Source organism: Flagellimonas meridianipacifica, from assembly GCF_003001695.1.
Classification (GTDB): domain Bacteria; phylum Bacteroidota; class Bacteroidia; order Flavobacteriales; family Flavobacteriaceae; genus Flagellimonas; species Flagellimonas meridianipacifica.
Map to the genome: position 1 here is coordinate 1,535,095 of NZ_PVYX01000002.1, position 19,274 is coordinate 1,554,368.

General features: G+C 38.8%; 19 protein-coding genes. 11 read left to right on the plus strand and 8 right to left on the minus strand.

The features are described 5' to 3' along the window. Positions 1–2: 2 nt before the first annotated feature. From CLV81_RS17080 to CLV81_RS17090, 3 genes are all read right to left on the minus strand, one after another. Positions 3–509, minus strand: a complete 507-nt coding sequence (locus CLV81_RS17080) for a DinB family protein (RefSeq protein ID WP_106146666.1) — start codon at positions 507–509, stop codon at positions 3–5. Positions 510–519: 10 nt separating this feature from the next. Beyond that, positions 520–999: an Lrp/AsnC family transcriptional regulator gene (locus CLV81_RS17085; RefSeq protein ID WP_106146668.1), complete on the minus strand. Its 480-nt coding sequence runs from the start codon at positions 997–999 to the stop codon at positions 520–522. 108 nt (positions 1,000–1,107) lie between these two features. Then, positions 1,108–2,205 carry a M14 family metallopeptidase gene (locus tag CLV81_RS17090; protein WP_106146670.1) on the minus strand — a complete coding sequence of 366 codons (1,098 nt, stop codon included), beginning with the start codon at positions 2,203–2,205 and terminating at the stop codon, positions 1,108–1,110. Between the two features lie 293 nt (positions 2,206–2,498). Between CLV81_RS17090 and CLV81_RS17095 the strand changes: the two genes are divergently transcribed. The 3 genes from CLV81_RS17095 to CLV81_RS17105 are packed head-to-tail and all read left to right on the plus strand — an operon-like array spanning position 2,499 to position 4,129. Further along, positions 2,499–2,894, plus strand: a complete 396-nt coding sequence (locus tag CLV81_RS17095; protein WP_106146672.1) for a helix-turn-helix transcriptional regulator — start codon at positions 2,499–2,501, stop codon at positions 2,892–2,894. A gap of 42 nt (positions 2,895–2,936) precedes the next feature. After that, complete coding sequence (locus tag CLV81_RS17100) at positions 2,937–3,314, plus strand: DNA topoisomerase IV (protein ID WP_106146674.1); 378 nt, start codon at positions 2,937–2,939, stop codon at positions 3,312–3,314. 2 nt (positions 3,315–3,316) lie between these two features. Then, positions 3,317–4,129, plus strand: coding sequence for a TerC family protein (locus tag CLV81_RS17105; RefSeq protein ID WP_106146676.1), 813 nt, complete (start codon positions 3,317–3,319; stop codon positions 4,127–4,129). A gap of 1 nt (position 4,130) precedes the next feature. Here CLV81_RS17105 and CLV81_RS17110 read toward each other — a convergent pair whose 3' ends face one another. From CLV81_RS17110 to CLV81_RS17130, 5 genes are all read right to left on the minus strand, one after another. After that, entirely contained in the window at positions 4,131–5,087 is a 957-nt protein-coding gene (locus tag CLV81_RS17110) for a sterol desaturase family protein (protein ID WP_106146678.1), read from the minus strand. 59 nt (positions 5,088–5,146) lie between these two features. Next, entirely contained in the window at positions 5,147–7,774 is a 2,628-nt protein-coding gene (locus CLV81_RS17115; RefSeq protein WP_106146680.1) for a DNA gyrase/topoisomerase IV subunit A, read from the minus strand. A 28-nt stretch (positions 7,775–7,802) separates the two neighbouring features. Beyond that, positions 7,803–9,656, minus strand: coding sequence for a DNA topoisomerase IV subunit B (locus tag CLV81_RS17120; protein WP_106146682.1), 1,854 nt, complete (start codon positions 9,654–9,656; stop codon positions 7,803–7,805). 105 nt (positions 9,657–9,761) lie between these two features. Beyond that, entirely contained in the window at positions 9,762–10,856 is a 1,095-nt protein-coding gene (ychF, locus tag CLV81_RS17125; RefSeq protein WP_106146684.1) for a redox-regulated ATPase YchF, read from the minus strand. A gap of 105 nt (positions 10,857–10,961) precedes the next feature. Next, the gene (locus tag CLV81_RS17130; RefSeq protein WP_106146686.1) at positions 10,962–11,312 is read right to left on the minus strand and encodes a 4Fe-4S dicluster domain-containing protein; all 351 of its coding nucleotides are present in this window, start codon (positions 11,310–11,312) and stop codon (positions 10,962–10,964) included. Positions 11,313–11,400: 88 nt separating this feature from the next. Between CLV81_RS17130 and CLV81_RS17135 the strand changes: the two genes are divergently transcribed. The 8 genes from CLV81_RS17135 to CLV81_RS17170 all read left to right on the plus strand — a co-directional run bounded on the left by CLV81_RS17135 (position 11,401) and on the right by CLV81_RS17170 (position 19,256). Continuing rightward, positions 11,401–12,444 (plus strand): acyl-CoA reductase, encoded by a 1,044-nt coding sequence (locus CLV81_RS17135; RefSeq protein WP_106146687.1) that lies wholly within the window; start codon positions 11,401–11,403, stop codon positions 12,442–12,444. 93 nt (positions 12,445–12,537) lie between these two features. Further along, on the plus strand, positions 12,538–13,602 hold the full coding sequence (gene serC, locus CLV81_RS17140) for a 3-phosphoserine/phosphohydroxythreonine transaminase (protein WP_106146689.1): 1,065 nt from the start codon (positions 12,538–12,540) through the stop codon (positions 13,600–13,602). Positions 13,603–13,605: 3 nt separating this feature from the next. Then, complete coding sequence (locus CLV81_RS17145; protein ID WP_106146691.1) at positions 13,606–14,562, plus strand: D-2-hydroxyacid dehydrogenase; 957 nt, start codon at positions 13,606–13,608, stop codon at positions 14,560–14,562. 77 nt (positions 14,563–14,639) lie between these two features. Further along, positions 14,640–15,278, plus strand: a complete 639-nt coding sequence (locus CLV81_RS17150) for a DUF937 domain-containing protein (protein ID WP_106146693.1) — start codon at positions 14,640–14,642, stop codon at positions 15,276–15,278. A gap of 68 nt (positions 15,279–15,346) precedes the next feature. After that, entirely contained in the window at positions 15,347–15,805 is a 459-nt protein-coding gene (locus CLV81_RS20675; RefSeq protein ID WP_106146694.1) for a DUF6146 family protein, read from the plus strand. 30 nt (positions 15,806–15,835) lie between these two features. Then, complete coding sequence (locus CLV81_RS17160) at positions 15,836–16,351, plus strand: DUF6787 family protein (RefSeq protein WP_106146696.1); 516 nt, start codon at positions 15,836–15,838, stop codon at positions 16,349–16,351. Between the two features lie 60 nt (positions 16,352–16,411). Beyond that, positions 16,412–16,699 (plus strand): hypothetical protein, encoded by a 288-nt coding sequence (locus CLV81_RS17165; RefSeq protein WP_146129933.1) that lies wholly within the window; start codon positions 16,412–16,414, stop codon positions 16,697–16,699. 139 nt (positions 16,700–16,838) lie between these two features. Further along, positions 16,839–19,256 (plus strand): TonB-dependent receptor, encoded by a 2,418-nt coding sequence (locus CLV81_RS17170; RefSeq protein WP_245912074.1) that lies wholly within the window; start codon positions 16,839–16,841, stop codon positions 19,254–19,256. Positions 19,257–19,274: the final 18 nt, after the last annotated feature.

Genomic DNA, 19,274 nt, shown 5'->3' on the forward strand with positions numbered 1-19,274 from the left:
ATCTACAAATAACGCTCTCGGATTACGTTGAAATGATGGATTTGATGTCCACAGATAACATGTCCCAGTGCCCGCACACTCATTGGAGAACCACTCGCTATTCCCATCCTTATCAATATATCTTCATTAAATGATTTGAAGAGTTGTATGGAAGAATTACGAACCGTCAAAAACTCTTCAATAATTTCTTTTCTAGAACGAATCCCTGCCTTGGACTCAGGCACATAATCATCCTGTTCAAATCCAGGCAAAGGAGTCTTGTCATTTCTTGCAAACCGAAAAGCCCTGTGCTGAAATACTCTTTCGGCATCAATCAAATGCATGAGCAATTCAGAAACTGTCCACTTTCCTTCATCATAGGCATAATTCATCCTATCATCCGGAATGCTTGAAACAAAATCTTGAAACTCGTTTAGACCTTTTTCCAATGTTTGGAGAAAAGGTGCATCACCGGACAAAGCAATATAGTTCCCATAGTAGGGATGGTATTCACTATCGGAAAGGGACATCTTGGTAAAACTATAGCTCGTTAAAAATAGTATGCATCAAACGTTTTTTATCGTTGATGCTTTCCTCCAAAGAGATCATAGTTTCCGTTCTGCTAATACCGTCTATGTCGTCTATTTTGAAGATGATGTTTTTCGCATGGGTCGTGTCCCTTGCGCGGATTTTACAGAATATATTGAACTTACCCGTAGTAATATGGGCAACGGTTACATATGGAATTTGATTTAAACGCTCAAGGACAAATTTTGTTTGATGGGTTTTCTCAAGGAAAATACCAACATAGGCTATAAAGGAGTATCCCAACTTTACATAGTCCAAAGTCAAGGAAGAACCTTTGATAATACCCGATTCCTCCATCTTCTTGACTCTAACGTGCACAGTACCAGCAGAAATCAATAGTTTTTTAGCAATATCCGTAAATGGAGTACGGGTATTGTCAATTAACATATCTAAAATTTGGTGGTCTATTTCGTCTAATTTTACTTTTGTCATAGTTAATAGTATTTTCAACAAAAGTAGTTAATTAAGAAAATAAACGTAAAAAAAAACCCGTTTTTTTAAAAAAAATGTAACAGCTTACAAATAGAGTCAATAATTCTGTTAAAGATGAATTAGCAATTCCAATATCTCTTTTTGGCTGGAAAGTGAATCAAAGTCTTCAGAAACTGTCAAATCCAACTCCAAATGCCCGTAAAAATCTTCAAGAGTTCCCACCTCATCCACTTTTGGCTTAAATTCAATACTGTTGGCATTGAGAATTTCCTCATATCGAATACCCACTGAATTCCCGGTTTCTATATTGGGATTAACAACCGAAGCATTCTTTATTAATACATCGAAGAAAAACTTATGGTTCTCAGGAATGGATGCATATTCGGAAACCTCAAAATTGTCCAACTTATTTTCAGAAATAATTTCCAACGCTTCTATCAAAGCGAAGAATATGAAGCGTCTTGTTTCTTCGCGTTCATAGTCATTTGGATAATGTCCAGCTTCAAAAAGCACTGTAGGAACTTTTTTCATTTGAAAGGAATCCCCGATACAATTGGCATTGAAAGCATCATCATATCTTCCCACTTGTCCAGGTATTTCTTGCTGCAATCTATGATTCATGCCAACAATCAATTTCATGGCCTCTACCCTACTATCTGTAATACTTCTTTGGCTATCGCTCGCCGGTGATAAAAAGGAAACCGTTGCAACTTGGTCTGTACCTCCAACGTTGAACAGTGTCCGCTGATCATGCAGATTAAAACAAAAATTAGGCTGAAAGGATTCGAAAACGGACCACAAAATATTGGTTTCGGCTTGTGAACGATTTTGTGCATCCCTATTTAAATCAACCTCGTTTGCATTTACCCTCGTGTATGCTTTTGCGCCATCTGGATTAAGCATGGGCAGAATTACCAATTTGCAATTTTTTAGGATTTCATTGGAAATGTCACTGTTAGAACTTAAGAAATTAACCAAGTCCAAAACAGCCTTGGTTGTTGTTGATTCATTACCATGCATCTGCGACCACATGAGCACTTTTTTTTCACCTGTACCTAAGGTAATGGAATAAATAAGCTGGCCATTTTCGGATTTGCCAATGGTATCAACGTATTGTTCTGGCAAGCCAGGTAACCATGTTTTTGTCAAGTGGTTCAAGGTAACATAACGTCCTTCCACACTTTCTTCTTTGTATAAATGATGCATGTATTAATGAATACCAGTTCCTTTAAGAGATTACAAATCTATATTCATTTTTGTTTACAAAAGTTAATTCAATGATTACTTCATGTTACAAATGTGAATAATTTTTAGTATTAAAATCCAACTTACGATACTTTTGTAAATAGAATCTTTAAAATAATCTATAAAATCTTATAAATCAAATTTATAAATATTTTTATATGAACTTTTACTTCAAATTCTGGTATACATTTCACGAAAACAAATTGCTTCCTTTGTTATAATTGATTTACTTTTGATACAAAGAAGTTACAAGAGTGAACAATGGATTTGTAAATAGGATAAAAATCATTTTGGAACATTATGATTTAGGTGTTTCAGCGTTTGCGGATAAGATTGGAATTCAAAGGTCCAGTATGTCCCATATCCTAAACGGGCGAAATAAACCTAGCCTTGACTTTGTGATGAAATTGGTTAAGACTTTCCCCGAAGTCAATTTGTATTGGTTGCTGAATGGAAAAGGCAGTTTTCCAGAAGATGACGACTCAACCTCTGCCCTTCCTTCCGTAACTGAAGCAGAAGGAATTTCAAACAAAAATGCATCCAAGAAGATTGAAGAACTCTCGAATACAAACTCAAACAAGGAGATTTCAAAAATTGTTCTGTTCTACAACGACGGAACCTTCGAAACTTTCAATCAAAAAAAGCAATAGCTTTTTAATCTTTATAATTGACTTTACCTTTACTTTGCGGACATGATTAGATTATATCTTTCCGTATTCGTTTTGGTTTTTATTTTTTCTTGCAGTGCTCCTCCCCAGCGAAAATGTTTGGATTTTAAGGAAGGTAAATTTTCGTTCACCACCCAAATTGATGGGGAAGAAAAAAAGACAGTTTTCGAGAGAACCGAGAAAATTGAAATAGACTATTTTGAAGGAAAACAGGATACTTCCTCCATACGTTGGATCAATGATTGTGAATATGTATTGAAAAATCTAAATCCCAAGAGTAAAGCCGAAGAAAAATCTATCCATATAAAAATATTGACTACAACGGATTCTTCTTATACATTTGAATATAACGCTATTGGCGATACCAGAAAATTTAAAGGTACCGCGTTTAAAATACACTGACCATGTTCGAAATCTTTACAAGCCCAGATGCCTGGATGGCATTGTTGACACTTACCTTTCTTGAAATCATTTTAGGTATTGACAACATTATTTTCATTTCAATTGCAGCCGGAAAGCTTGAGCAAAAAGACAGAAAAAAAGCTACCAACCTTGGACTGGTATTGGCCATGGGTATGCGAATTGTTCTTCTTTTCGGAATAACGTGGCTCACAAAACTAAAAAAGCCTTTTTTGGTTTTGGATGAGGCCTGGATAAAAGGTGGAATCAGTTGGCAAGCACTTATTCTTTTTTTGGGAGGACTGTTCCTGTTGTATAAAAGCACCAAAGAAATTCATGAAAAGGTAGAAGATAAAGGTCATGATGAGAGGGAGGTCACAAAGGCACGTTCCTCCTCCCTTACCAATGCCATAATCCAAATAACGGTCATCAATATTGTTTTCTCTTTCGATTCGATTCTTACCGCAATTGGTATGACCAACGGGATATCGCCGAACCCAACGGATGCTCTTGTACTCATGGTGACCGCGGTGGTCATCTCGGTCTTGATAATGATGTTATTCGCCAATCCGGTAGGAGAATTTGTAAATAGGCATCCTTCCATTCAAATCCTAGGATTGTCATTTTTGATTCTTATCGGTTTTATGCTGATTACCGAAGCGGCCCACCTATCCCATTTAATCGTCTTTGACAATGAAATCGGTGCAATACCCAAAGGATATCTCTACTTTGCCATTGCTTTTTCACTCATGGTAGAGTTTTTCGATTTACGTATGAAGAAGAACAAATCAAAACCGGAAGAGGTATTGGAAAAATAAGTTAGTTTGGACGGTTATACACCAAGTCTGGATATTGCTCTTGATGTTCTTTATGTAATTTCTGCTGTTGTTTTACGGTCAACGTGCTTCCATCATGGCTCCAGCCTGGAGGTCCAAACACATACATGAATTTGTGATACCAGTTTTTTGATTTTTTGACATCATTCCAAATGTCCTTGAACTCATGGGTAAGTATTACAACTGGATTATAGGAATTTGGCGAGTGAATTACACCATACTTCACATCTATATCATCATCCAATTCTTTCCATGTACCAAACGCCTTATCAAATATGTTGAGGAAACCCCCATGGTTTTTATCCAGATATTCCACGTTTTGTGCGTGATGAACTTGGTGCATGGTGTGCGTATTAAAGATTTTTTCAAGAAAACCCAGCTTTGGAATGTACACAGAGTGCAATTGAAACTGCCATAGCGCTTCAATACCCAAACAAACCACAACCATTTCGGGCGGGAATCCGATAGCGGGCATCCACATATAGAACAGAGGTTTATACAAAATGGTAAACCATCCATTTCGCACGGCGGTACCTAGATTAAAATTATCGGAAGAATGATGAACAATATGGGCCGCCCAAAGGATACGTATTTCGTGATTTGCCCTATGAAACCAATAATACGTAAAATCATCAGCCAACTGGCAAATAATCCAAATATACCAAGCATACCCAAAAGACTCATAGCCCAACAAGTTTTGCCTTGTTCCATCAACAATGGGATTCCAAAATTCATAGACGGTTTCAAAGAGCACTATCGCAAAAATGACTTTGAACAAAGGTCCAAGAAGGGCCGAGCCCACTCCCATAAAACCACTAGCCGCCAAATCTTTCCAATTGTAAAGATGGTCATCTCCATGGGTTTTGCTATACGTAAGTTCAAATAAAATAAAGGCAATAAAAACGGGTACGCCGTAAACCAGCGGGTTAGTAAAATCCATATAATGTAATTCAGCTAATGGTTTGGTGTGTCGGCGACTAAAATAGGTAGAATATGTGATTAAAACAAAGTGGGTTGGTCCGAATCGTCATCATTTGTCTTTACATCGGTATCATTGATTTCTATGGCCTCTTCGTCTACTACCTCAATCTCCTGAGCGCTAACCTCTTCAGGCTCCTCAAAAGGTAGGGACTCCAAAGCATTGATGTTCTTTACCTTATCAGATGTCAATTGATTTCCTATGGCCTTTATACCTTTGATGGCGATGAAATCTTCCAAATCCACTTTTTGATTTGGTTTGGCATCTTTGCCCCTTGGCTTTACAAACTCAATTTCTATTACCGGGCGCCAGTCTGTTGAAACCAATTCCATAAAGGATTTAGGATGGTCAGAAATCACAATTTCTTCCTTATTTGGATTTTCCACCACAAAACGTTTGACATAATAGCGTTCCTTCTCCCCTTCATAATGAACAACTGACAACGGTTTATTGGGTTTCCATTTTTCGAGGACAATCATATTGTCATCAAACCGCGTCAAAAGGTCCGGGGCAATGGTTTTCACCCTTCCCTTTTGGTCAATAACCAATAACAAATCCTCCCCTTTGAACTCTCCCAGTAGCTCTCCACGACCGTCAACATTTAGGCGATTTACAACATCATCAAACCAAATTTTCCTAGGTTTTAGTGTAGAAACTCCTTTCTCTTTGAGTTCAATGCGCTTCACAGGATATTTAGTGACCAAATTCCCTTTCGAAGCCCTTCCTTTAATGAGGACATCGGCAAAATCCAAATCCCATTTAAGCTTTTTGATGCTTCCAGATTGCCGCAGCATCACCGTAACAATTTCTGCCTCACCATTTAGGTTTGCTGTGAAGTAAAGAACATCGGCACTGACCTTGGTTCCGGCAAGTTGATAGATTTTATCCCGCGTGACTCCAGTGACGTTGAATCGTTTTATGTAGCTAGACCCTCCTTTTCCTTCCTTATAAATCATATTATAAGTAGTCCGGCTATCCTTCTTTTTAAAAACCCCTACATGAACGATATTCTTGCCCACAAATGTCTTGGCATCCACTTTGGTGACCATCATTTCCCCTTTTTTGGTGAAGACAATGATGTCGTCTATATCGCTACAGTCTGTAACGTATTCATCTTTCCGCAAGGAAGTACCAATAAAACCTTCTTCGCGGTTCACATAGAGTTTGGTATTCCGGATTACTACCTTGGTAGCCTCAATATCATCAAATATTTTAATCTCGGATTTACGCTCTTTGCCCTTGCCATACTTCTTCTTCAGGTCTTTGAAATAATCAATGGCATATTCGACAAGATGTTCTAGATGATGTTTGGTTTCAGCAATTCTGTCATTGAGACTTTCAATCAATTGCTCGGCCTTCTCCAAATCAAATTTTGAAATACGTTTAATACGAATTTCGGTAAGACGAACGATATCTGCCTCGGTTACTTCTCGTTTTAAGTGCTTGGTATGAGGCTTTAAACCTTTATCAATGGCAGCAATCACTCCTTCCCAGGTCTCTTCTTCTTCTATATCTCGATAAATCCTATTCTCGATAAAAATACGCTCAAGCGATGCAAAATGCCATTGTTCCTCTAGCTCACCTAACTGTATTTCAAGCTCTGCTTTAAGCAATTCCACGGTATAATCCGTGGAGCGTTCAAGCATCTCTTTTACCCCTATGAACAACGGTTTGTTATCCTCAATGATGCATCCCAAAGGAGAGATTGAAGATTCACACGAAGTAAAAGCATACAGGGCATCAATGGTTTTATCAGGAGAAATCCCATTGGGGAGATGAATCAATATTTCGACCTCCGCAGCGGTATTGTCCTCAATCTTTTTGATTTTTATCTTTCCCTTATCATTTGCTTTGAGAATGGAATCTATCAAAGAAGAGGTATTGGTTCCAAAAGGGATTTCTTTAATGACCAAAGTATTTTTATCCAAGGTGGAAATCTTGGCCCGAACCCGTATTTTACCTCCTCTAACTCCGTCGTTATAGTTGGTGACATCAATGATTCCCGAAGTGGGAAAGTCAGGGAATAATTTGAATCGCTGTCCTTTTAGATGCTTAATGGATGCATCAATCAATTCGTTAAAGTTATGTGGCAATACTTTGGTCGATAGGCCAACGGCGATTCCTTCCGCACCTTGAGCCAACAACAATGGAAACTTTACCGGAAGATTTACAGGCTCTTTCTTTCTACCATCATAAGAAAGTTGCCATTCAGTGATTTTCGGGCTGTAAACAACATCCAATGCAAACTTTGACAGTCGTGCTTCAATATATCTGGAAGCTGCTGCCCCATCGCCTGTCAATATATTTCCCCAATTCCCCTGAGTGTCAATTAATAGGTCTTTCTGACCCAATTGAACCATCGCATCGGCGATACTGGCATCCCCATGTGGATGATATTGCATGGTGTGCCCAACTACATTCGCTACTTTATTGTAGCGCCCATCATCCAACTCCTTTAAGGAATGCATTATTCGGCGCTGTACAGGTTTAAACCCATCCTCAATAGCAGGTACGGCTCTTTCTAAAATTACATAAGAGGCATAATCAAGGAACCAATCCTTGTACATACCTGTAACTTTGGTAAGCGCTTCTTGGGAGTTATCTTGGTTTTCAAAACCTTCTTCGTTCAATGCGTCATTCTCTTCCATTAAGAAGGATAAATTATCTGGTTTAGAGTTAGTTTTCCTCTATTAAATCAAGTTCAACTTTAAGGTTATTTATAATGAAATCCTGTCGGTCCGGGGTATTCTTCCCCATATAGAATTTTAAAAGCGTATCAATGCTCAAAGCTTTATCCAACATTACAGGCTCCAGTCGGATATCATCTCCAATAAAATGCTTGAATTCATCTGGTGAAATCTCCCCTAATCCCTTAAATCTGGTAATTTCAGGTTTTCCAGATAGTTTTTCAATTGCATTACGCTTTTCTTCCTCACTGTAGCAGTAAATGGTTTCTTTCTTATTCCTCACTCGGAAAAGTGGCGTTTGAAGAATATATAGATGATTCTCCTTTATCAACTCCGGGAAAAACTGAAGGAAAAAAGTAATAAGAAGTAGGCGTATGTGCATTCCGTCTACATCAGCATCCGTGGCTATTACAATGTTGTTATAACGTAAATCCTCTAAAGATTCTTCAATATTAAGTGCAGCCTGCAATAAATTGAATTCCTCATTCTCATACACAATCTTCTTGGACATCCCGTAGGAGTTCAAGGGCTTACCCCTAAGACTAAAAACAGCCTGTGTATTTACATCACGAGATTTCGTTATCGAACCTGAAGCGGAATCTCCCTCTGTTATAAAAAGAGTGGTCTCCAATCTACGGTCCTTTTTCATATCCTGAAGATGAATACGACAATCCCTTAATTTCTTATTATGAAGATTAGCTTTCTTGGCACGTTCCCTAGCCAGTTTACGTATTCCTGATAGTTCCTTACGCTCTTTCTCGGCCTGGATTATTTTTCGTTGTATGGCTTCCCTTGTATCCGGGTTTTTATGCAAGTAGTTGTCCAAATACTTCCCAACAAAATCATTGATATACGTCCTAACGGTTGGTAGGTCACCCCCCATATCTGTGGAACCTAATTTTGTTTTGGTCTGGCTCTCAAAAACTGGCTCCATTACCTTTATGGAAATAGCCGAAATAATGGATTTCCTGATATCTGAAGCTTCATAATTTTTCCCGTAATGCTCACGTATGGTTTTCACCACAGCTTCCCGAAATGCCGCTTGATGCGTTCCTCCTTGCGTGGTGTGCTGCCCATTTACAAAGGAATGATACTCCTCACTATATTGGGTTTTGCTATGGGTCATGGCTATCTCAATATCATTTCCCTTCAAATGAATGATGGGATACAACATATCATCCACATTGTTGGTATCCTCCAAAAGGTCTTTAAGGCCATTTTCGGAATGGAATTTCTCACCATTGAAAACTATGGTAAGGCCAGGGTTGAGATAGACATAGTTTTTGAGCATGCGTTCCACATACTCGCTTCGATATTTGTATTTTTTAAAGATGGTCTCATCGGGAACAAAACTTACTTTGGTACCCCGTCTTCTCGAGGTTTCTTCCAAAAGCTCTTCATTGACCAAGTTTCCTGTTTGGAATTCGGCAGATTTAGACTTGCCATCCCTATTGGATTCAACTTTAAAATAGGTAGATAAAGCATTTACTGCCTTGGTTCCTACTCCATTGAGCCCGACAGATTTCTTAAAAGCGCGGGTATCGTATTTTCCTCCTGTATTCATCTTGGATACCACATCCACTACTTTTCCTAAAGGAATCCCTCTACCGTAATCCCGAACATGGACCGTATTCTCCTTGATATTGATTTCGATGGTTTTTCCAGCTCCCATTACAAACTCATCAATACAGTTATCGATGACCTCTTTCAATAGGATATAGATACCATCATCGGCGGATGAGCCATCACCCAGCTTACCAATGTACATACCTGGGCGCATGCGAATATGCTCCTTCCAATCCAGTGAACGGATATTATCCTCTGTATATTGAGTTTCTGCCATGAATAGGATTAATCCTAGCTAATTTAAAATTTAGCCACAAAAATCAAAGGATGACGGTAAGAAAGTAATCAACAAGCTTTGTTGATAGAGCCAGCAAATCGGGGCTTATACATTGAATCTGAAATGCATCACATCACCATCCTTAACGATGTATTCCTTCCCTTCAATACGCATTTTGCCCGCTTCTTTGACTTTGGCTTCGCTCTCAAATTTCAGGTAATCGTCAAAAGAAATCACTTCCGCTCGGATAAACCCTTTTTCAAAATCAGTATGGATTACACCGGCAGCTTGTGGAGCAGTTGCACCAACTGGAATGGTCCATGCCCTGACCTCTTTGGGTCCAGCCGTAAAATAGGTTTCCAAATCCAAGAGTCTATAGGCGCCTCGTATCAATTTGGCAGAACCAGGTTCGCTTAATCCCAAGTCTTCCAAAAAAAGTTGACGCTCTTCATACGTTTCCAATTCGGTGATATCCGCTTCTGTACCTACTGCTAAGAAAATAACCTCGGCATTTTCATCGGCAACGGCGGCCTTCACTTTTTCAACATAATCATTGCCAGTAGCTGCCGCTTCCTCGTCCACATTACAGACATACATCACTGGCTTATTCGTAATTAATTGCAAGGGCTTTACAAACTCTGTCTTATCATCTTCAGAAATTGAAATGGCTCTAACTGAAGTGCCAGCTTCTAATCCTTCTTTTAGAGAGGTAAGAACGGCTGCCTCTTTCTGAGCATCTTTATTACCGGTTTTTGCAGCACGCTTTACCTTGTCCAATTTCTTCTCCACGCTCTCCAAATCTTTCAATTGGAGTTCCATGTCAATCGTTTCCTTATCTCGAATTGGATTTACGGAACCATCTACGTGCACAATATTATCGTTGTCAAAGCAGCGTAATACATGAAGAATGGCATCCGTTTCACGAATGTTGCCCAAAAACTGATTTCCTAAACCTTCTCCTTTACTGGCTCCTTTTACCAATCCGGCAATATCAACAATTTCGACCGTGGCGGGAATTACCTTTTCCGGTTGCACCAGCGATTCTAGTTTTTCCAAACGAGTATCCGGCACATTGACCACACCGATGTTGGGTTCAATGGTACAGAAAGGGAAGTTTGCGCTTTGCGCTTTTGCATTGGACAAACAATTGAACAAAGTGGATTTTCCCACATTGGGCAGTCCTACAATACCTGCTTTCATTAAAGTATTTCTTTTTAGGGGTGCAAATATAGAATTTAGGATTCAGATAGCTTAAAAAAGAAAGCCCGAACCATGGTTCGGGCTTTAAATCTTAGAAATTCTTTCTCACTCTGGGTGCATAAACGATTGTTTGCCCAACAATTCTTCTTCCGTCTCCACCCTGTCTTCATCAGGCACACAACAGTCTACAGGACAAACAGCAGCGCACTGTGGCTCTTCATGGAATCCCATACACTCCGTACATTTATCTGGTGATATATAGTAGATTTCATCACTGATAGGTTCCTGAACCTCGTCAGCATTCACCGCTTTGCCATCAGGTAGAACAACACTTCCTGTCAATGAAGTTCCATCGCTGTATCGCCACTCTTGGGCTCCTTCGTATATCGCTGTATTCGGGCACTCTGGCTCACAAGCACCGCAGTTTATGCATTCGTCTGTTATTATAATTGCCATAATTTCCTTCTTCTTTTAGCTGAATCTTATAAGGCTGCGTATTTTTGGACAAAAATAAATCCTAGTAAACTAGTATACAAATATAATAATGGAACAATCGTCCACTTTGCAAGCTTTTGTTAAACTTGGAAGCTTTTTGTTTAACTACCTAGTAGAAAAAAACAATCCAAATACAGGCCCGTTTCAAGATTTTAAAGGAGTTCTTTTGAAAGCAGAGGCCCAAAATAGCTGGTTTACTCCGGAAAATTTAGAGTTTTCAATACAGCAATGGGCCAATATGCTAACGGAAAATAACTTAAACAAATGGTTGGAAGTATATGATAGTACCAGCAAGAAAAAACCGAAAACGGTGGCCATCATCATGGCTGGCAATATCCCTTTAGTGGGTTTTCATGATTTTTTATGCGTATTGCTTTCTGGAAATAAAGTTTTAGTCAAACTTTCATCAAATGATAGGCTTTTGCTCCCGTTTTTAACCGAAATACTAGTCGCAAATGCTCCATATCTTAAAGGTTACATCCAATTTACTGAAGAAAAATTGGAAGGCTTCGATGCCGTAATAGCAACTGGCAGCAACAATACCAGTAGATATTTTGAATACTATTTTGGTAAATATCCCAATATTATTCGAAAGAATAGAAATTCTGTGGCTGTACTATCCGGTAATGAAAATCAGGATGAATTGAAAGCGTTGGGAAATGATGTGTTCCGCTATTATGGCTTAGGATGCCGCAATGTTTCCAAGCTTTATGTACCAAAGGGATACGATTTTGATAAATTCTACACGGCCATTTTCGGATTTCAAGATATCATCAATCAAAACAAATATGCCAACAACTATGATTATAATAAGGCAGTTTACTTAATGAGCAATATCAAAATCATGGATAATGGTTTTCTAGTGTTGAAGGAAGATGAAGGATTTTCCTCCCCTATCGCTTGTTTGTTTTATGAGTTTTATGAAGATAAATCAATACTGAAAAAAGACCTTAAAAACAAGAGTGAGCAAATTCAGTGCATTGTTTCAAAAGGATGGTTTGATGATGAAATTCCATTTGGACAGACACAGAGCCCAGACTTAAACGATTACGCAGATGGGGTAGACACCTTAGATTTCCTGCTAAACCTCTAAGGATTTCAACACTTCCTAATTCGGGTTTTGCCTTCCAAGTTTTTTTAAGACCTTTGGCCTTCATTCAAATGAACACCAAATTTTTTCAAGAAAATGAAAAAACACAATTTTAGTGCGGGACCGTGCATTCTACCACAAGAAGTAATGAAAAAAGCTTCGGAAGCTGTTGTAGAACTGGATGGTATTGGTCTTTCCTTAATAGAGATTTCCCATCGTAGTAAAGAGTTTGTGGCCATTATGGAAAAGGCACGCTCCCTTGCTTTAGAGCTTTTGGGTTTGGAAAACAAGGGATACCATGCACTTTTCCTACAAGGAGGAGCTAGCACACAGTTTTTGATGGCCGCTTACAATCTTTTGGAAAACAGGGCGGGATACATAAACACAGGTACTTGGAGTCTTAAAGCCATTAAAGAAGCTAGGCTCCTAGGGGAAATTGTTGAAGTAGCTTCATCACAAGACCAAAATTTCAATTACATCCCTAAGGGATATCAGGTTCCCAGTGATTTGGATTACCTACATCTAACTTCAAATAATACCATTTTTGGGACACAGATAAAGGAATTTCCAACTACCAATGTCCCTTTGGTATGTGATATGAGTTCCGATATTTTTTCAAGGCAGCTAGACTTTTCAAAATTTGACCTTATATATGCGGGAGCTCAAAAGAATATGGGGCCTGCAGGAACAACTTTGGTAGTGGTAAAGGATGAGGTTCTTTATAGGGTCTCCCGAAAAATCCCTTCCATGCTGAGCTATAAGGTTCATGCTGACAAGGACAGTATGTTCAACACTCCGCCAGTATTTGCTGTTTATGTATCCATGCTTACTTTACAATGGTTAAAAGATTTAGGAGGAATTGCGGCAATTGAAGAAATCAATGAGAAGAAAGCCAATCTCATTTATTCCGAAATTGAATTGAATCCTGTTTTTTCAGGCTTTGCTGCAAAAGAGGACCGCTCAATCATGAATGCCACCTTCAATATCACAGATGAGACGTTGAAGGAACTTTTTGATGAAAAGTGCAAAGAAGCAGGGATAAATGGAATCAATGGGCATCGTTCGGTAGGCGGCTATCGTGCATCAATGTACAATGCCATGTCATTGGAAAGTGTTGGCGTGCTGGTCGATATAATGAGTGAATTGGAGAAAAAAGGATAATATATGCACAAGGTTTTGGCCAATGATGGCATCTCGCAATCAGGTATTGATGCATTGGAAAAAGAAGGTATAGAGGTAATTGTTACCAAAGTGGCCCCAGAGCAGCTTGAAAATTATATCAACCAAAATGGGATTAGCGTTCTTTTGGTGCGAAGCGCAACGAAAGTTACCAAATCATTGATAGATGCTTGTCCTGGCTTAAAATTGATTGGTCGTGGTGGAGTTGGTATGGACAATATTGATGTGGAATATGCCAAATCCAAAGGAATCCATGTAATCAACACTCCCGCATCCTCATCACAATCCGTGGCAGAGTTGGTTTTTGGACATTTGCTCAATGGTGTACGTTTTTTGCATAATGCCAATCGCGATATGCCTTTAGAGGGAGACAGTAACTTCAAACAACTCAAAAAGAGTTACTCAGAAGGACATGAGCTCAAAGGCAAAACCCTGGGCATTATTGGTTTTGGAAGAATTGGGAGGGCAACGGCCCAAATGGGCCTTGGAATGGGAATGAAAGTGCTTTTTAATGACCATCATCACGAAGAAGCAGATCTAACCATGGATTTCTTCGATGGTCAATCCGTAACTATTAAACTGACTGTATCTAAATTGGATGAACTTTTAAAGCAATCTGATTTCATTAGCATTCATGTTCCCTCTCAAAAAAATGGCTATGTTTTGGGAAAAAATGAGTTCGAAATGATGAAAGCCGGGGCAGGAATCGTCAATGCTTCAAGAGGAGGAATTATAGACGAAGTAGCCTTGGTTGAAGCTTTGAATTCGGAAAAACTGGCATTTGCAGGACTTGATGTTTTTGAATCCGAACCCAATCCCGAAATCAAGATTTTAATGCATCCCAAAATCTCATTATCTCCTCACATAGGTGCCTCCACAAACGAAGCACAAGATAGAATTGGTTTGGAATTGGCCACTCAAATAACTTCTCTCTTAAATTAGTGTTGTTTTTGTGATATCAGCTTAAGGGAAAACCTACTTTTTTGTACATTACCAATTCATACTAAACACTTTTAGAAATGTCAGGATTATTAGATTTACTGAATAGCCCAATGGGCAAACAATTGATAAGCGGGGTTGCCGGACAAACGGGACAACCGGAAAATAAAACCGCCGACGTTCTCAGTATGGCCATGCCATTGCTTATGGGGGCAATGAAAAAGAATGCCTCAACCCCTGGAGGCGCTCAAGGACTCATGAATGCTTTATCCTCAAAACATGACGGCAGTATTTTGGACGACTTAGGAGGCCTATTCGGCGGTGGAGTTGACCAAGGAGTAATGGATGATGGAGCCGGCATATTAGGTCATGTTTTTGGGAGCAAACAGCCCCAAGTTGAAAATGCATTAAGCAGCAAGTCAGGAATTGATGCAGGGGCAATATCACAAATTCTTAAAATAGCGGCACCTCTTGTTCTTGGATATTTAGGAAAACAAACTAAGCAGCAGAATCTAAGCAGTCCTGATGCCTTAAATGGTCTTTTAGGAGGACTTATGGGAGGTAGTAATACACAAAAAGAACAATCTTTGATTGAGACTTTCCTCGATTCTGATGGAGATGGAAGTGTCATTGACGATTTAGCAGGAATGGTACTGAACAGTGGAGGCAAAAAAGGCGGTGGCCTTGGTGGAATTCTAGGAGGCCTTTTTGGAAAGTAAAAAATCCTTAACTTATTTTAACACAGCCATTTGAAAATTCAAATGGCTTTTTTGTATATTATCTTTATATGAAAAAGAAAACTATCTTAAAATGTATTTCTCTTGGGATTTGCATTTTTTTCACCTCGCAAACATTTTCTCAAAAAGACTCTCTGAACATTTCCGAAGAGGAGAAAGCCTATTTTAATTTGGAAGATGAGGATCCCGTCGAAATATCTGACGAAGAAACCGAATATGATATAATAATTCTTGAACCTGGTTTCAATGCTTGGTTAAAAGGTATTGCCCGGCCCGAAGGTTTCTATTCCCAACAATTTCTTGAAAACAGGAATAATATACTGGTTATCCAATGGAACATCCGGGTACAGCAACCTTTCAATTTTGACCCACAGCTATATCAATTTCAAATAGACTATAGTCCTTCCATAGACTACGGATATGAGGTAAATTACAAACTCTATAACTTTTTTATTTACTTCCAAAGGAAGTATAATCAAAGGCTAGGTCCCTTCTTTCCAAGAATTTAATGTGTTATTTTTGCCATCGAAATTGTATTGATGGAAAAAATTAAACAAAGGTGGGACATTTCCCAAAATTGGCAGTTGTTGTTTCCTATACTAGGAGTCTTGTTGACTTTGATAACAGCATATTTAATTGCAAGACGATTACTACATCTTTTTGACCTTAACAACACCGTTTTTGAATGGATTTTTACTTTAGGAGCGGGTGCCTTAGGGTATTATGTAATGGTCAAGCTTTTTTTGTGGTGTTTTAAAAAACTATCCAATAAATGGCCCGTAGAAGAACGTTGGGAAATGATTGCCATATTCATTGTTTTTGCTATTACCGGGAGTATTTCAGGAAAGTTGGCAGGTCCTTTAACCGAATTGATAGGCTTGAAGCAAGGAATAATTAGTGATTGGATTTTTTGGACAGCACGCATTCTCCTTATCTTTCCCATTTATCAAGTACTCTTGGTCTTCTTCGGATGGCTATTTGGTCAATTCTCATTTTTCTGGAATTTTGAGAAAAAAATGCTCAAGCGTATGGGTTTAGGATTCCTAATCCCCTAATTATGGTTTTATTAACATTATAGAGTTCTTCAATTTACCTAGATTTGCAGCATGTTGCACATGAAAAAGATTTTTGGTCTTTTACTTTTTTCTGGCCTGATACTCGTCAAGGTATCCGCCTTTCATGTGCACGCACATCACGATGAAGACTGTGAAGCCATCGATGATTGTGAAATCTGTGATTTGGTCCTAGAAAACCAAGCCTCAGATTTGGATATTCCTATTCCCTTCTTCACAGACATAAATCATGTTATTTCAATTGAAGAAAAGGCGCCTCTAAAGTCAAAGTCCTTTTCTTCTAGTTCGAATATAAATCTCCTTTTTTCCAGACCTCCACCCCACTCATAAGCTTCATTAGAATAGTATTCTCAGTTCAGGGGGGTATATAAGGACTTATTTAGTTTAAAGCTTTGTAATGTAACCCTTTAAATTAATATGCTGAGCTCTTGTTCAAACTCAGTATAGATTCTCACGATTTTGGTATAAAGTGAATTTAAAATCATTCTTTTTTTTGTTTTTGGTGTTTGTTTCAGCTTCCATTGTTGCCCAAAAGAATCCTTGTACGCTATCTATTAGCGGAAAAGTACTTGATGCGGAAACTAAGGCACCCATACCATATGTTACGGTGAGGGTAAGCAATACGGACAAATATGACCTTACCAATCAAGACGGTATTTTTAAGATAGAAGGGGTATGTTCGGAAACCAACACCCTCATTATTTCTTGTCTTGGTTATTCAGAATCAGAACACGAGCATCATCATGATCATGGGTCATCGCCCCATTTTTATTTAACACCGACCATTGTTGGGTTGGATGAGGTAACTATCCAGGCTGAAATAAACAAGGATAAAGGAACTGAATCCATAGCCCAAGTCACAGTAAGCAAAGAAGAAATCATCAGTAAACCTACACAAACCTTAGCATCCGTTTTATCGAGTCAACAAGGTGTTACTTTCGCCTCAACGGGAACTAATGTTGAGCTTCCAGTTATTCATGGCCTATCTGGAAATAGAATTTTAATCCTCAATAATGGGCTAAAACATGGTTTTCAAACCTGGGGAAGAGAACACGCTCCTGAAATTAATGTAAATTCGACAAATAGTATAACTGTTGTCAAGGGTGCCGCAGGGGTTCGGTATGGGCCCGAGGCCCTTGGTGGGGCCATAATAGTGGAATCCAACCCTTTATTATTAAATAATCCTCTTTATGCCAATGTTGGAACGGGCTATCAAACTAATGGTAGAGGTTATAATGCCAACTTGGAAATTGGTGAGGGTACGGACAAATGGAGTTACTATATCAATGGAAGCTATATAAGAATTGGTGACAGGAAGACCCCTGACTACAACTTAACCAACTCTGGAAGGGAAGAAAAAGCCTTTGGTTTTGGTGTTCTTCGTCATCTTGAAAATTGGGATTTTAAAATTAATTACAGCTTTATAGACCAAAATCTTGCACTATTACGATCATCAATAGCAGGTAGTGCAGATACTTTTATAAGGTCTATAAATGCCGAAGAACCTCTTATCATCAATCCTTTTTCTTATGATATTGATGAGCCCAATCAGGATGTTCAGCACCATCTAGCCAAAGCGGAAATTAGCTGGTGGTATTCGGATGATGCAAAATTGACCTTCAGAGGAGGAATACAATTGAATCAAAGGGATGAATTTGATGTACGAAGAAATTCCAATCTCCCTATTATTGACCTCGATTTACTCACCTATGACTATCAATTGGAATGGCAACATCCCAGATGGTACGGACTGAATGGCCTGATAGGAGTTCAATACTTTAGCCAGAATAATGACAATAATCCTGGTACACAAACCACTCCACTTGTTCCCAACTATAATATAGACAGATATAGTGCTTTTATAACCGAGAGCTTAGGATTTGGAAAAAATACTTTTGAAGCAGGGGTACGAGTCGACTTTGAATCCAACGATGTACGAGGTAGGGAGACCAACCAGGATATTTTTCGCGACAACTACAATTTCACCAACTTGACGACCTCGTTGGGCTATATAAGGAGGTTCAACGAAAACACCACCTTCAGAACAAATATTGGAACCGCTTGGAGAACTCCAAACGTATTTGAGTTGTTCAGCTTTGGACAACAGAGATACGAAAGTATTTTTGGCCTACTTCGATTTAGCAATACAGATGGTACCTCAAGTACCAGCGAAGTTATTCGGTTTGAAGATAGTGATGTGGAACCCGAAAGAGGCTATAAATTCATCAATGAATTCAAGACCACCAAAAATGGTAATCAACACAATCTTACGGTCTACTCCCATTTTATTGAAAACTATGTTTTTGATCGACCTATCGGAGTTTTTGGAACCGTAAGAGGCCCAAATACAGCTTTTTTCTTCGACCAAGTTGATGCTCTTTTTCTTGGAGCAGATTATAGTTGGAGGCGAGAATGGACAAAGAATATAGTTGGAACTTTTGGTTTTAGCTATCTATGGACCACCACCCCGGATAACGAAGGAGACTTGATAAACCAGCCTCCGATTTCCACTGATTATGAGTTGCAATGGGATCACGGAAAGCTATGGAAATTTGAATCTTCAAGACTAACGATACGCCCTAGCTACACGTTTAGGCAATTTCAGGCGCCAAGAACAATTCCTTTGGAAAGTCTTGCGGATGGATCTGTGGAAATCACTACTGATTCTGAAATTTTTGACTTTGCAGATGCTCCGGACGGCTATTTCCTGTTGGATTTATCCTGGAACTTAAAATGGAAGGCCTTCAGCGCGAACATAGCCGTAACTAATCTCTTAAATGCACGTTATAGAAACTATTTAAATGATTTACGATACTTTGCGGATGAGCCGGGAAGAAATATACTTTTTACCCTGAACTATTCTTTTAAATCAAAAAAAAATGACTGAACAAAGTGCCCCAAAAAA